The 16,305-nt window shown below is 75.2% G+C and carries 2 protein-coding genes; both read left to right on the top strand.

Annotated features, from left to right (window positions below; all coding sequences use genetic code 11):
• The first annotated feature begins 964 nt into the window (after positions 1–964).
• Positions 965–2,347, top strand: a complete 1,383-nt coding sequence (locus IF99_RS0124975) for a hypothetical protein (protein ID WP_158716655.1) — start codon at positions 965–967, stop codon at positions 2,345–2,347.
• 271 nt (positions 2,348–2,618) lie between these two features.
• A complete protein-coding gene (locus IF99_RS0124970) occupies positions 2,619–16,304 on the top strand; it encodes a hypothetical protein (RefSeq protein WP_158716654.1) in 13,686 nt (4,561 codons plus the stop codon).
• Position 16,305 lies beyond the last annotated feature (1 nt).

Here is a 16,305-nt window from a genome sequence, read left to right as displayed (position 1 = left end):
CGCGGGCGGGAGCCCGTCGCGGCCGGGTCCGGTGGATCGTGTCGCGGAGAACACGGGTCCGCACGGGGACCGCTCCGTGCCGGGTGGCAACGGGCAGGAATCGCGCGCGGTGCCGCCGCCCGCCGCCTCCGAACACGGCGCGAGCCATGCCGCGCCCCCGGCCCGCGATCCGGGCGGGAGGGCACCCGGTGTCCCCGGTGACCGCGTCCAGAACGACATTCCGCGCGGCGGCACCTCCACGTCCCAGCCGCCCGTCAGGGACCAGGGAGCGCGCACCGCTCCTCCGGCGACCGAACCCGTCAGGCAGGAGCCCGGCGGCGAAGGGCCGCGGAACGGTACGCCGCCACGCGCCGGCGGGCGGGGCGACGACTCGCTCGGCACCGTGCCGCCTGCGGCCGAACGCCCCGCGGGATCGAGCAGCCGGAACGACGGCAGCAGCCGTTCCGTCCAACGCCCGCCCACGGGTGGCCACTCCGAGCGGATCAGTGACCAGGGCGCGGCCCCGAAGCCGCCCGCCCACGGCAGCCCGGCCGAGGGCGCGCGCACGGGAGGCGGCTCGGACCACCTCACGCCACCGCCGGCCGACCGAGGCCGCGACCGCGCGGTCGCCGGGGGCCCGTCACGACAGCCCGGCGACACCGGTGCCGAGCGTCAGAGCACGCCCGTAGCGGGGGGCAGCCCCCGCGACACGAACGAGACGGGACCGGGCGACACCGCCCCGCGGGCTTCCCGTCCCGCGCCGGGCGACCAGCCGGTCGCACCGCCACCGGCGCGCCGCCCCGAGGCGGACGGACGGGCCCCGCAACCGCCGGGTGGCGAGCGGCCCGTCACCGGAACGTCCCGGACCGGTGACGGCCACGAGCCGCACTCCACCCCGCCGCCGAGCGGCGACCGGCGGGGTTCGGGCACGAAGGGCTCGGGCTCCAGTTTCTTGGAGGAGGACCTCGGGTGGATCCGCAACCCTGTGGACCGAAAGTGGGAGTACGCCCGCCACAACGGGGTGCCCGCCGCCAAGGTCCGGGAGTTGCAAGACGATTGGATGCGGGCGCGGGCAACTGGCGACGACGCGGCCCTAGATAGGGCGGACACTGCCTGGACCAACGCCATCAACGAGGCCCACATCAACCAGCAGGCGCAGGGGTGGTCGCGCAGGCCGACCCCACGGCTCCCGATTCAGGACGACACCTCGTCGTCCGCGTCCCCGAGGCCGGGCGATGGTCGCGGCACGGGCGGCGGGGACAGGGACGGCGACGGCCGTCAGGGAACTGGTGGCCGTGACAGGGACGGCGACGGCGGTCTGCACACCGGCGGCCGTGACAGGGACGGGGACGGCCAGAGCCGCCCGGGGGAGCAGGGCCGCGGTGGGGAGCGCCCAGGCGCCTCTCCGCTCAGGGAGAGCCCCGGCTGGAGCCGCCGCCGTCTGGACGCGATGTGGGAGGACGCCCGCGGGAGTGGGCTGTCCGCCGCCAGGACCCGGGAGTTGCACGACGACTGGGTGCAGGCGCGGGCAACCGGTGACTCCGCAGCCGAGAACAGGGCGGCCACTGCCTGGGCCGACGCCCTCCGCGAGGCCCGCGTCGAGCAGCAGGTGCACGGCCTGCGCGACCACCGGACCCCACAGCCCCCGGTTCATGACGACAGCTCCTCGTCCGCGTCCCCGAAGCCGGGCGACGCGCCGGGGAACGGCACGAGTGGCCGCGCGGACGCCGGTACCGGTGACGCGCTCCCGGGTGGATCACGCTCCGGCGGCGCGCCCGAGGCCGGCGGCACGGGCCGTGGCGAAGGCGGCGGTGGCGGCGACGGTTCGCGCACCTCTCGCCCCGGCCTCGGTGACGAGGGCGACGACGCGCACGGCGGGCGCGACGGCCGGACCGGTCGCGACGACCTTTCCAGCGGCGACCGCGTCGACCGGGGCGGACGGGCCGACGGCGACGAGCGCGGCGATGGTGCGCGGCGGTCCCCGGCCGGTGGCGCTCCCGTGACCGAACGCCCCGGAAATGGGCGGGTGACGGTCGCGGAACGCGAGCGCCCGTCCGCCCCGGACTGGCTCGACTCGCTCGGCAACCACAAGCGCGATGCCCTGTGGGACCAGATCAACGGGACCAGGGACCGGGAGACGGGGTCCCCTGCCGCTCCGGCCCGAGAGAGCGGTCCGGGCCCGGTCACGCCTGAGCAGTGGGGTGACCTTGTTCGGCGTCATGCTGAGCGGAATGGGATGACGTCGGCGGAGGCCGGTGGTTGGGCGAGGCAGGCGGAGCGGGCGCTTGTCCCGGGTGGGGACGCCGCGCGTTTCCGTGAGCGTTTCGATCAGCGCATCGAGGAGATCGGGGCGAAGCGGCACGCCTGAGCAGTGGGGTGACCTTGTTCGGCGTCATGCTGAGCGGAATGGGATGACGTCGGCGGAGGCCGGTGGTTGGGCGAGGCAGGCGGAGCGGGCGTTCGCTCCGGGTGGGGACGCTGGGCGTTTCCGTGAGCGTTTCGATCAGCGCATCGAGGAGATCGGGGCGAAGCGGCAGGAAGAGGCGGGGGGTGTCACGGCGCCTCCGACGAGGGATGAGCCGACGAGCGCGCGGCCTGGCACGGGCCGTCCGGCGCCGCAGCCGACCAAGGAGGAGGGCGTGTCGGCGCCGTCGTCCGGGCACGAGGTCTACGAGGGAATGCTGCGGGACCAGGGTGTCTTGCGGGACGGCCAGGGCGTGTCCGGTCGTGCCCGCGACGAGGTGTACGAGGAGCACGTTCCGGGAAAACCCTCGGCGGCCGGGACGCAGGAGACGCACGCCCCACAGCCCGTGCGAAGGCCCGTCACGGAGGCGGGGCAGCGTGAGCGGATCGCCCAGATGACGCCGGATGAGTGGGGCACGGCGATGGAGCGGTACGCGCGGGGACAGGGCCTCGACGCGAGGGAGGCGGCGCGTTTCGGCCAGGAGTATCGCGAAGCGAGCATGATGCGTGACGGGGACGCCTGGCGGCGCGTCGAGGACGACCTGGCGAGCCGGTTGCGGGCCCATGTGATGGACGGCCAGGTGGCGAGTCGTACGCCCGAGCAGTGGGGTGATCTTGTTCGGCGTCATGCTGAGCGGAATGGGATGACGTCGGCGGAGGCCGGTGGTTGGGCGAGGCAGGCGGAGCGGGTGTTTGTCCCGGGTGGGGACGCCGCGCGTTTCCGTGAGCGCCTCGACCAGCGCATCGAGGAGATCGGGAGGGCGCGGACCCCCGACGACACGTCTCCCACACCGTCCCCCGTGACCACGAACGAGAAGAACGCGGGGGCGCGGGGCACCGGCCTGCCCGCGACCTCCCCCGATCGTGCGGATTCCGACGCTCAGCGGCGCGGGGAAGGAAATCCCGCGCGCGACACGACTCCTCAGGAAGCCCCCGCTCGCCCGGCGCCCATCCCAGAGGAACACACCACCCAGCGGTCGGACTCCGCCGAACCCGCGACCCGCCCCGGAAGCGAACCGGCGCGCACACTGGATGACGCGGCCCCTGCGGCGGTCAAGCCGTCATCGCCCGTGGACGAGGCAGCTCCGGCCGTGGTGAGGCCCGCCCCGCATAGGGACGAGCCGGTCAACAAACACGTCAACGAGCCTGCCGACGGCGTGACGGTCGTGCCGGTGGCCACCGCTCCCGTGACGACCGGCCTCGCCCGGCACACCTCGGACGCGGCGGACAAGGCGCCCACGGAAGACGAGCCGGATGCCTCGCGCGTCGAGCCCGCTGATACGCGGGGCCCTTCGCGCACCGAGCCCGTCGAGGCGGCGGATGGCTCGCGTGTCGGGCCGGTCGAGGCGGCGGATGGCTCGCGTGTCGGGCGCGTCGAGACGGCGGATCGCTCGCGCATCGAGCCCGTTGGAGAGCCGGACGCCGCACCGGCCAGGACCGTTCCCCCCGCGCGGGAAGCGACCCTGGCCCCCGCACCGCCCCTTCCGCACGCGGTGGCGCAGACGTCCGACGGGCAGATGCCCGCCGGGCAGCCGCTCGTCGGCGCCGTCACCGACGAGCCGGTGCGGCTTGCGCCGCAGGCACCTGGACAGTCGTCCTCGTCCGGCCGGCCGCCCCGGATCATCCGGGAGTGGGTGGGGCGTTCGGGCAGCGCACGTCGTTCCGAGGAACTCCGCCGGGTCGACCGCGCGGTGCGGCGCCTCGAAGAAGGCTGGGGCGGTCCGGACGAGGCGGCCCTGCGCGGCCGTGTGACGCACAGGATCGCGGACTGGCGGGCGACCAAGAGTGGGAGGAGTTCCCGCGACGAGGCGATCGGGCGCCTTGAGAGGGCGATCGAGGAGCGGACGGCGCAGCCTACGGGTACGGCGGGATCGTCTCGTCGGCGTTCGCCGCGTGACTTGGGGCGGAGGAGCGCCTGGCCGCTGTTGCCGGTGCCGCAATACCCTGTCCAGGTTTCGGGTTTCGCTCCGGGTCGGGGTTTTGAGGCTGAGGTTCACCTGATGCGGGTGGTGGTGCCGCGTGATGTGGATGACCGCACGCTCGGCACGTTGGTGAGTGTGGACGGCTTGCTCGATATCACCATCGATCACGTGGGTGAGCATGCCGTTCTGGAGATCGTTTCGCGTCCGGCTCGTGCCCTGTCGGGTGGGCAGGACGATGGACGTGCGGAGCCGCAGGCGGTGGCGACGGCGTTCCTGGACGCGTTGCACCGCATCGCGCACGCGCCTCGTAACGCGCGTTTCCGGGCGCTCTTCCCGTCCTCGCACGGTTACACCGTGGACTTGGACGCGGAGGAGTTGTGGCTTCAGGAGCACGACCCGTCCACCCCGATTTTGGTGCATCACACCGTGGCGGTGCCGGTGGCGGGTTATCCCGCCTTGTTGCGGCATGTGCTGGGCCGTATGCGTCCGGCCGCCGGACCTGCTCTGACGGCCGCGCATCAGGACGGACGCCAGGCTCTCCTCGTGGGTGAGGCGGCGGGTACTCGGTTCACCGAGTGGCTTCGGACGTATCCCGCGTGGGCGGCGGTGGCCACCGCGTCCGACCTTCCGGACCTCATCGGAGCCCTCACCCTGGGCCATGCCCAGGTGGCCTCGGCCTTCCGGGGCCGTCAGCCCAGGACGAACTATCCCAAGGACTGGGCGGCGGCGACCTCGCGCGAGTCGCTCGCCGCGGTCCGTGCCTCCCTCGGCCCCGCACCCCGCGCCTTCCTTGAGCACCAGGCCGACATCCTGGCGCGGGAGATGGCCGCCGCCCTGGGCTATGACGGTGATCCGCTGGCGCAGCGCTTGCGCGACGCCGGTACCGGCCAGCCGCCCACGCTCGGCGAGTACGTGGACAATCTCCTCCGGGAGAGTCCCGCACGCTCTGTGAGCCAGTACGAGTCGCACGTGGTCCGCTCGAACTTCGATGCTCTCGACAGCAACCCGGACGCATGGGGGCGTCCGCGGATCGTGCCGGCGGTCGTGCGGGTGGAGGTGCGCTCGTACGCGCCTGTCGACTCGCGTGATGACGATGTTCTCGAGCAGTCGGACACCTTGGCCGGGGTGGCGCTGGAAACCTACAACCAGGCGCGTGCGGTGCGCGGTTTGCCGCTGGTCGGCTACGCGGCCTACCCCGCGCCCCCGGCACCGGTGCTCGAGCGGCCCCGCCCGGCCCCCGCGAGCGAGACATCGCGCTCGGGGCTCGCGCCGGCCTCCGCGCCGGTGGCCGGGACAGAACTGCCTCCGGATCTCGCCGCACTGGCCGACGACCTGCCCGGCCTGAGTGCGCGGGAGCGTTCGGCGCGGCTCGCTGCGCTCACGCCGGGCGAACGGGCCCGGCTCGTCGCCGATCCCGGGCTTGTGCGGGCGATGCGTGAGACGCTGGGCGACGCCGACTTCCGGGAACTGGCCGCCGAGTGGCTCGTCGTGGTGCCCGATGGTGTCCACGACCCGCAGGAGGCGCGGGAGGAGGCGCAGCGTCTGGTCGGGGAGATGATCGCGGACGCCGATGTGGCCGAGGCGCTGCTCACCACGGGCCGTCACCTGCTCGTCGTACCCCGCGACGTCCCCTTCACCGACGTGGACGCTTTCCGTGGCCTGCGCGGTGCCGACGGCCGCTCGCTGAGCACGGCACGCGGCGGCTTCGCCCGCGGGCGTGCGGGGGTGCCGGAGGAGAACCTGCTCGGGGAACCGGCCACGGTCCACGGTGCGGGTACCTACGCGGACGGTTACTCCAGCGCACGCCACGAGTGGGCCCACGCCGTCGAGTCCGTGCTCGACCCGGCCGACCGGCAGTGGATCGAGGACGTCTTCAACGCCAAGCGCGCCGCTCAGGCGGCCGGTGAGAGCGTCCACTGGCCCGATGGTGCTTTCCCCAACTACTCGTCCTCGGACCCGCACGAGTACTTCGCCCAGCTCACCACCGCCTACCACGCCGCGAACGCCGGGATCGACGAACTCTCCGGCTCCCGCCGCAACAACGGTGCCGACTGGGTCGAGGAACACGACCCCGCCCTGCTGCCCCTGCTCCAGCGCCTCTACGGTCCCGGACGCCCCGCCGCACGCGGCGGCCTCGACAACCCACTCGTCCTCAGCGCCTTCCGCGCCTTCTGGGGCCGCGTGGAGGAGGCCGCGTCGCCGGTGCCGGTCCCCGAACCCCCCACGGCCGCTCCCCATCCCCTCGTGCCGCACGGCGCTACCGACAGCACGGCGTGGCATCTCGCCCCGCCGGCCGGGAGCGGCTCCGCCGCCCGGACCGCCATCGACCCCAGGATGGCCGGAGTACTGCGGCGCGCCTTCGGCGAAGGCATCGAGCGCACCGGTCAGTTCGGGAGCCTCTACGCCGCCCTGCACACACTCGTCGGCGCCCACCAGGCCACCCCGCGTCTGACCGGGACCGCGTTCGACTTCGACACGGTCGTGCGGCGTCTCCTGCGGGTGCACCCGAGGCGACAGGTCGGCCCGCAGCAGCGCATGGAGGCCTTGCAGACCGTCTCCAGCGCCTCGCGCGCGGGCTGGGCGGGCGATCTGCCCTCCCTCGTCGCCTACCGCGTGGGAAGGATGGGCGCCTTCGGGCCCGCGTCGGTGCTCACCGACGCCTCCGGCACCTTCCTCGGCCGCAACTTCACCGGCCACGCGGGGCTCGTCCTCGACGCGGACAGTGTCCTCGCCCCGGGGGACGACAACCGCCTGTACGTCACTCCCGGCCCCTGGAGCGGAACCCGCCCGCACGTGGCCGTCGCCGAGCGCGACGGGGAGAGCGGAGAGGTCCTGGTCGCCCTCGCGAACGGCGACCTGGTCCCGCTCGACGAGGCCGAGTTCGCCGCACTCGTCGGCGCCGACCCGCGGCGCGATCCGAACGCCGCCGTCGTGGTGGGCGTCGGGCCCCGTCCCGGCGACACCTCGGAGGTGCTGACCCGGCTCGTCGCGGACGCGGCCGCGACGCGCGCGTGGGGCGTCACCCGCCCCTTCCGGCTCCAGCCCGTCGCCGACGGGCGCCGGGCCTTCGCCTTCCCGCCCGTCGCGGACGGCGAAAGGGTCCCCGTGGGCCTCTGGGTCCCCGCCGACCCCGGCCTCGTCCCCCCGCCCGGGGCGACCATCCAGGCCGCCGACGGCACGACGTTCTCCGACGAGGACGTGTCCTCGTACCCGATCCTCACGGCGGACGGGCGGGAACTGACCGGGCGCGCGCACCTCGACGAGGCCGATGTCGCCCGCCGCGACGAGGCGCTGCGCCAGGTCTCCGAGATGCTCTACTACTACGACGACCTGGAGCCGATCCCCGGTCTCACCCGCGGCGCCTCGGGCCCGCTGCTCCTGCTGCCGCGCGGCCTCGCCGGTTCCTACGTGTCCATCGGCCACGGCGAACGCGGTCGTGTCGTCCTGCCCCGCCGCAGCACCGGCGCCAACCACGCCGTCCCGGCGCGCGAACTCGGTGGTGTGCTCGCTCGGCGGCCCAGCGTGCGACGGCTCGCCCCGGACGTACCGCTGTGGCTCCTGTGGTGCGAGATCGCCATGGTGCGACCGGGCGCCGACCCGCTCGCGCGCCCGGCGGCGGCCCAGGAGGTCGCCAACCGGACCGGCCACCCCGTGCTCGCCTCGGACGCCGCCGTCGCCATCGAGGAGGCGCGCGACGGTTATCCGCCGCGGGTCGTCAAGACCGACGACCCGGCCCGGCCGCGGTACTCGTGGTACCAGTTCCTGCCCGAGCCGGACAGCCGGCGGCTGGACGCGTTCGCCGACCTCGCCGGGCTACCGGCGGACACGGCCCGGCGCACCACGCGCGTCCTGCGCTGGGTCCGCGCGCTGCGTCTCGTCCACGGCTTCGACATCGACACGCGCCCGGAGCGCCAGTACGAGTTCCTGGCCCTCCTCACCGGCTTCGGCGCGCTGGAGAGGCTGCGCCTGGCGCAGGGGGCCGGCCCGCTCGGCTGGCGGGACCTCGAGGTCCTCACCCATGCCGTGGCGTCGCAGTCCGGCGCCGAGCCCGGCCCGGTGCACGCCGGGACACTGCGCACGGTGCTGGAGGCCGCGGGCAGCGGCACGCTGCGCCTGCCCGCACCGGCCCAGGACTACGGCGTCCGGCAGGCACCCCCGGCCCCCGGAGACCCGAGCGCCCACCCGTCGGAAGAAGCGCTGCTGGCCCCGCCCACGCCCCCGACCCGTGAGGCACCCGCGGGCGGCGGTCGCGTCGCCGACATCGTGCGCATGTACGAGGAGATGAGCCGCCGGGTCGAGGAGCACGAGTCGGCGACGACATCTCCCGCCCCGGAAGAGGGCACCGTCACCGGGACGGAGACGACACGACGGGACGGAGCGCGTCCCGCGTCGGAACCGGTCACCGGCGCACCCGCGACGATGGAGGAGCCCCCCGCCCCCGTGCGGGAGGAGGAGTCCTCTGCCCCGGTGCGGGAGGAGGAGTCCTCTGCCCCCGTGCGGGAGGGCGAGGCCCCCGCCCCGGTGCGAGAGGCCCCGGCGCGCGTGACGCCGGACGCCTATCTGGAGGAGCGCGGCCTGACGCCCGTGCACATCCTGCCGACCGGCGACACGATGACGCACCTGCTGACCGCCGTCGCTCCGGCCGAGACTTCGGCGCTCGCGCGAGGCGAACGGCCCGTCACCCCGGCCGAGTTGCGGGAACGCCTCGCGCAGGAGCTCGCCGCGGAGCTCGCGCTGCCCGAGGCGCGGCGTACGCTCGCGCTGCCCGCGGAGGGCCCCCGCCCCGGCGTCCCGCTGCTCCCCGACGCCGAGCCGGACGCTCTCGTGGCCGGGTTGCGGTCGGGTACCGGCGCGACCGCCTCCGAGTGGCTCGCTCTCGCGGTCGCCGGGCCCGTGCTCGGACTGCGCGTCGTCGTGCTGCTGCCGGACGGCCGCACCTGGACGGCGGGCCCGCGCGAGGGACGCGAAGTCGTGCTGTTGCACACCCCGGACCCCGCCCCGCACACCTCCCCGTGGGCCGCCACGGAACGCGCGGGCGCTGCCCGCGACGCGGTCCGGGCCACGCCGCCCGCGCCCGCCGTGCGCCCCGCCCCGGCGACGCTCGCACCTGCGACGCCCGCCCCCGCGCCGACGGTCCCCGAGACCTTCTTCGGGATCGAGACCCGGCCCGTGGCCGCACCGCGGCCCCCGGCCGACACAGCCCCCGCCCCGCGCCCGGAGGAGGCCGCCCCCGCCACGGGCACCGGCCCGCTCGTCGGCCGCACCGAGGAGGCTCCCGCCCCGGCCGACACGGCGCCGGAGACCGGGACGACGGCGCGGGCAAAGGAGAAGGCGCCTTCCACAGAGGCCGGGACTTCTCGTACGGCGGGGGAGACCACGACCGCGGGGACCCACGTTCCCCCGCGCGAGGAAGCCGCCGCGGAGGAGACGGAAACCCGTAGCGGGCCTCGCCACGAGGCCGCCACGACGAAGACGACGGAGCCGCCCGCGACGACGGAGACGACGGAGCCGCGCGTCACCACGGAGGTGACCGAGCCGCCTGTCACGACGGAGACCACCGAGCCCGCCGGAACGCTGCCCGCCTTCTCGCCGTACATCCAGGCATACGGCGCACGTCACGACGGCTCGGTGGGCTTCGTGGCCTGGGAGCTTCCCTCCGATGACGTGCTGAACGGTCTGCGCGGCCAGATCGAGGCCGCGCTGCCGATCGAGGACGGCGACACGCGGGTGGCGGTGCGCGCCCACCTGAACGAGACGCTGGGCTCCGCCGAGATCGCCGAGAACCTCCCCCGGGTCCGTGGCCGCCGGGGTCACCGCATCACGGTGCGCGTGGGGGACGTCACCCACACGGTGGACGTACGGCTGCGCCTCACCGCGCCACGCCCCGACCTGCGGACCGGCATCACCCGGAACCTGCCGCGCACCCGCCGCCTGGAACGGCAGAACGAGGGTATCCAGGCCCTCACCTCGACGCAGGGCTCCGGCACCTCGCGCACTTTCTCGCTGCCCTACTTCGCGCTGCCCCAGCCGCCCGCGGGCCCGGTGCGCTGGGTCGCCGTCACGCTGACGCCCAGCGTGACCGTGCGTCAGCGCACGCTCAACGTCGGCCTCAGCGAGAGCCTTTCGGTCAAGGTCCTCCAGCGGGCGGGCGACGACGCCGGCGCCGTGCGCTTCGACGGCGTCTGGCAGGTCCGCGTGGACGCCGCCGACGCGGACAGCCCCGAAGGGTGGGGCCCGGAGCGCGTCCACGGCCCCATGCACCTGTGGTTCCCGGGGAACCGGATCGGCGCGGAGGGGACAGCGGCGCCGCTGCCGCGCGCCGCCGGGCTCGACACCTTCCCGCTGTGGGGGATCGACGACGTCCTGGACACCGACCTGCTCCCCGCGCAGGTGATCGACCATCCGCAGTTCCCCGGGCTGCGCGACCTCGGCGAGGGATCACGCCAGGCGCTGGAGGGCTTCCTCAACGAGCAGCTGAACCGGGGCTCGCTGCACCTTCAGCGCGACCGCGGCGTCATGTCCCCCCTCCTCACCGACGACCAGGGAACGGCCCTGGGCCTCCTCCGCGTGCGTGCCGTCGTCACCCCCGGCGAGCCCACCGCTCAGACGGCCGAGGGAGACAAGTCGCTCGAAATCCGCTTCACGCACAGCACCGGCACCGACCGCACGGCGCGCGCGGTCAGCGGCGCGGGGCTCTCCCTCAACGTGGCCCCCAGTTTCACCGGCAGCACGGCGCCCGGTCATCCCGGCGCGGCCAGCCGCTGGGGCGGCCGGGTGTACGCCAAGTTCCTCGGGTCCTGGCAGTCGGGGGACACGCTCACCACGACGTCCAAGGCCGGACTGATGCACGGGCTCACGGCGTCCAGCGGACAGTTGCTGACCCCGGCCGCCGTCACCTACGAGTTCACCCTCCTGCGCGCCGGTGGCGGGACGCAGGGCCCCGTCCATGTCGAACGCGGCGCGGAGAGCGTCCAGCTCCGGCTGCTGCCGGAGGACACCGCCGAGGGAGTCCCGCCCACGGACGAGGAGGCCCGCGTCCTGCCGGACCACCTCGACGCCCTCGCCGCCATCGGCTACACGGCCGTGCCGCTCGCCCTCGACGGCGTGGACGAGATCTTCGACCGTGCCGAGGCGCGGCTGCGGGAGCTGCACTACCTGCCGCCGCTCGAACACCAGGTGTGGGAGGGGCGGCTCCAGGAGAGGCGCGCGCGTGCCCAGCTGGCCAACCTCCAGCGCTTCGAGCAACTGCGTTCAAGCATCGGCCGCGCCGCGGCCCTGCCGGACGCCGTCGAAGGCGGGCGGCCGCTGTGGCTCGAACTGCCCACGACGGCCGGCACCACCCGCGCCGAACTGCGGCTGCACGTCACCCGGGACCGGGTGCCGCGCGCCGGGGGCACGGAGGTGCCCGCAGCCCGTCACGAGCGGCGGCTGCCGGGGATCGGTACGACCGCCACCGGCTCGCACGAGGCGCGTGGCACCCGGGAGCGCTCCGCCCAGCTCGGCGGTGGCGCGGGATTCGGTGGGGGCCCCCGCCAGCCGGCCGGCGACTGGTCCGTGGACTACGGCGGCGACAGCGTCCTGAACCGGACGTGGGCCCATGCCTCGTCCAGCGGCTCCGCCGTCGCGACCGAGCAAGCGGTGGGCAACCCCAGCGACGGTACGGAGCTCTTCTCCGTACCCGCCCGCGTGGCGCTCGACCTCTACGAGGGCACGTCGCCGGAGCCCGTCGCCCGGTTCGCCGAGACTCCCGCGCCGCCGGCCGCGCCCCTGGAGCGGATCGCCGCCGCCCCGGGTGCGGAGGAGGACGTGCCGGGCATCGACGTCCCGCCGGGCACGGAGACCGCCCCGCTGAGGACGCTCCCCCCGCGCACCGCCGCCACCGGCGCGGCAGAGGCCGAGGAGGCGCGCACCGAGGAAGAGTCCACCGGCAGCGCCGAGGTGACCGAGGTTCCCGCACCGGTCCACGCCCCGCCCGGCACCGCGCCCGCGACCGTCCGCCTCGCCGTCACGCACCCCCGCACGGAACCGGACCGCGACCGGGCCCCGGCGACCGGGACCGGCGCGGAGGCTCCCGCGGCACCGCGCGAGGTGCCGGAGACCCCCGCGTACACGATCCGGGCACCACGCACCGGTCCGGGGCAGGACAACGATCGCCACCGGCTCGGCCTCGTCGACGCCGAGGGCAACCCGCTGCCCGGCGTCACCAGGCTGCCCGACGACGCCACCGCCGACGTCTTCCGGGCCTCCGAAGCGATCCAGGAGGCACTGCGCCTCATCGCCGCCGGCACCTACCCGGGACGGCCCGACCCCGGCGTCCTCGGCCGCGTGACGGCGGCCTTCTCCCGCGGCGCCGCCGCCCTGCCGGGCGTCTCCTCGGTCGGCGCCCACCTCGTCGGTGAGGACCCGCGCGACCGGGGCGCCTTCGCCAACGAGAGCGCCTACCAGCAGCTCCGCGTGGCGAGCCTCCTCGCGCGCGCCCACCAGATCCTCAACGGCGTCTACACCGCGGAGGGAATCGTCCTGGCGGGGCTCGGCGCCGACCGCCACCTCGCCGTGGACGTGGAGGGCTACCTGCACCGCCCCACGGTGCGGAGCGCGTTCGCCGTCTCGGGCCAGAGCGACGTCAACGCGACGGACCTCGCCGCCACACGTCGCACCCGGAGCAGCGCCGTCACCGGCAACGCCGAACTGACCGCCCTGCGCAGCGCCCCCCGCCCGACGCCGCAGGGCACGGTGGCCCGGATCATCCAGGGCAACGTGGCGGGCACCGTCTCCCGCACACACCGGAACGAGCACTTCGACGACATCGCCGCCACCAGCGCCACCACACGCGGCGGCACGGAAGGAGCGGGACAGCACCTCGTCACGACGGACCTCACCCTGCTGCTCACCATCCGGCGCGGCACGGCCAACGTCGTGGGCAACGCCGTCGGGATCGGCAGCGCGCAGGACATCACGCTCGCCATCGACCTGCCGCGCGCCGTCCAGTTCCGGCTCTCCCCGACGCAACTGGTGCGCGAGGCGCGCTGGTTCACCGGCGTCGACGGCATCGAGATGCCGGCCGTCCCGGAAACGACCGTCCCGCTGCCCGACGACTTCGCCCGCACCCGGACCCCCGGCTTCGGCGCCGTCCTCGCCGTCACCCCCTTGGACGGCGCGATCACCCGCGGGCTGGACCGCGACCGTCTGGGACGGGAAGCGGCGCGACTGGTGGAGCGCGTGGCTCCGGGCGTCACCCGGCCCGGCCACATCGCGCACCTGCCGGGCGTCGCCTCCCGCATCGCGGACCTCACCGCCCCGCCGGGGCTGCGTGCCCTCGTGGCGCGCGGCTCCGTCAGCCTGTGGTTCCGCTACGGGGCACGGGCCGACGCCCGCCTGGTCGAGCTGACCCTGAACGCCGAGACCGAGGCCCAGACGCCCGCCCTGCGCGGTGTCCGGGGACGTCCCGGCATGGAGAAGGCAGGTGTCGAGCAGCAGTCCACGCACGCGCCGGAGAACAGGATCGAGAGCGACACCGTCTCGCGCGTCGTCACCGGCCTGCTCGACCTCGGGCTGCGCGCTCCGCGCGGGCATTCCCGCTACATCGACCGCTGGTCGGCCCTGCCTTCGGCGAGCCGCACCCACGCGCTGACCCGGCGCTCCGACCGCACCGCCGACGAGCGCTTCTGGCAGCGCACCGACAGCGTCGCGGACTTCGACCGCGTCGGTTACCGCCTCACCGCTTCGGTACGCACCGCCCTCATCCCCACGGACGTCTTCGAACTGCTGGGCGGCCTGCTCGGCCGGGGACTGACCGCGGTGGCACATCGCGGCGAGCGACCCGTCCTCCAAGCCGCCCTGGACGGCTTCCTGCGCGGGGTGCCCGCCCAGGAGGCCACCGTCCCGGCCGACGTGGCGCTCCGCTTCGCCGCGGCCGACACCCGCGCCCTCCCCGCCGGGGAAGGAGCGGCACCGGCCGGCGCCGAGTGGACCCCGCTCCGCCCCCGCGTGAGCGAGGAGGACCCGCGCCTGGCGCCGGCGAGCGCGGAGGCGTCGCGCGCCCTGCGGGCCCATCCGCGGTTCGTGCCCACCGGGACCACCCCGCTCAGCCACTTCAACGCCTTCCCCGAGCTGGCCGAGGCGATCCGCGCCGTCGCGCCGGGCGTCGAGGGGCACTGGGGCCTGACGGCCGACAGCAACCCGGACACGGCCAACGCGCGCCTCACCGAAATCGCCCACGCCGGACGCGGCGCGGCGCTCACCGCACCCGGCACGGCGGCCGGCCTCCATCCCCGGATGCCCGGCAGCTGGCCCCTCGTGAGCGGCAACAGCTCGCACGTCGCGCTCCAGGTGGAGGTCTACGACCCGCGCCCCTTCACACCGGGCGCTTCGGACGTCGCCGCGGACAGCGCCAGGGCTCGCACGAGGGTCGACGTGAGCACCGAGAGCAGCAGCCAGGGCCTCGAACTGGGCCAGCGCTTCGCGCTCAGCGCCGATCGCGGCAACAAGCACGTGCCCGGGGGCAGCCAGCCTCTGCTCTCGCGGCAGCCCGTCACCCGCAGCACCGACAGCAACGTCACCACCGGCGGCCAGTACCGGGTCAAGACCGGCACCGCCTCGGAGGGGGACACCTACACCCACCTCGCGCACGCCGACGTCGTCGTCACCGTCACCGGCCCGCGGGGCGTCCGCTACGTGACCGGCAGCGCCACCGTGCGCGCGGGCGAACGCGACCTGCTCGGCTACGGGGTCGTCACCGAACCCTCGCAGCCCTGGGCGTACGACATGGACGTCCTGCTGCGACAGCAGCGCCCCGCGCCCGCGACGGCCCCGGACGACGCCGTGGCCGTCCCACGGCGCGACGCGGGCGGCTCCCGCGCCTGGACGCGTGAGCCGGTCACCGAGCTGCCACGCGTGCTCGCCTCCGGTCTCGCACCGGAGCCGGACGGCGCGCAGCTGTGGGTGGATGTCGGCGAGGACCCGGACGGTTCCGTTCTCGGCAGGGCCCTCTACGTGGGCATCCGGGTGGCGGAGATCGCCGGCCGGCGGGTGGAACTCGCCGTGCGCGGTGCCACCGGGCTGCGTTTCTGGCCGATCGAGGCCGACGGTTCGCTCTCGGACGTGACCGCTACGACGAGGGCGGGATGGGAGGAACTGCGCACGGCCGGCAACACCTACACCGCCGAGACCGCGGCCGAGGCCACGGCCCTGGCGGAGCAGCAGCCTCTGGAGGCCCGCCTCGACGCCTTGCGCGCGAACGCCGCCCGGACCGCGCACGAGAGCGAGCGGCTGAACCGCCGTGTGGAGGAGGCGCGCACCTCGCACGAGGAAGCCCTGTCCGCCGAGAACGGCGCACGCGCCCGGCGAGGGGAGGCCGAGGAGCGACTCACCGGGGCTCTGCGGGCCGTCACCACGGGTGAGGCCGAAGTGAGGGAGGCCGAGAACGTGCTCCGCGCGGCGGACGAGCGGGTCCTCCGGGCGCGTGCGGCCGCCGCCCCCGCACCGGACGGCCCCCCCGCGCCGGACGCCGCCGTCGACGCCCTGCACGCTGCCGAGCAGGCCCAGCGTGAGGCGTTGCGCGCGTTGGGCGGCAGCGAAGGCGCGCTGCGGGCGAGCCGCGAGGAGGTCGTCCGTCGCACCGCGAGGCTGGAGAGCCTGGAGGCCGAGCTGCGGGCCGCCGAGGAGATCACCGCGTCCGGTCGGCTCGCTCTCCACGAGGTCCGGGAGGACCACCGGCGAGCCGTCGACAGGCACGGGGAAGCCGTGCGTGTCCTCGACGCCGTCATGGAGGAACTGCGCCGCCTGCGGCAGGAGCAGAGCGAGCACCGCCTCCTGGCGCAGCGGGCGTGGCAGAGTCTCGGGGGTCTCGCGGGCCGCTTGAGCGCCGACCGCTGTGCGGAGCTGACGGGCGGGTCCGGCTTCCCGCTGGACACCCTGACGCCAGGTCCTCGGGGGAGGTGAG

The organism is Streptomyces sp. NRRL F-5630, from assembly GCF_000719475.1.
Taxonomy (GTDB): Bacteria; Actinomycetota; Actinomycetes; order Streptomycetales; family Streptomycetaceae; genus Streptomyces.
The sequence above is the reverse complement of the archived record's forward strand: the minus strand, read 5'-3'. Positions and strand labels throughout refer to the sequence as shown.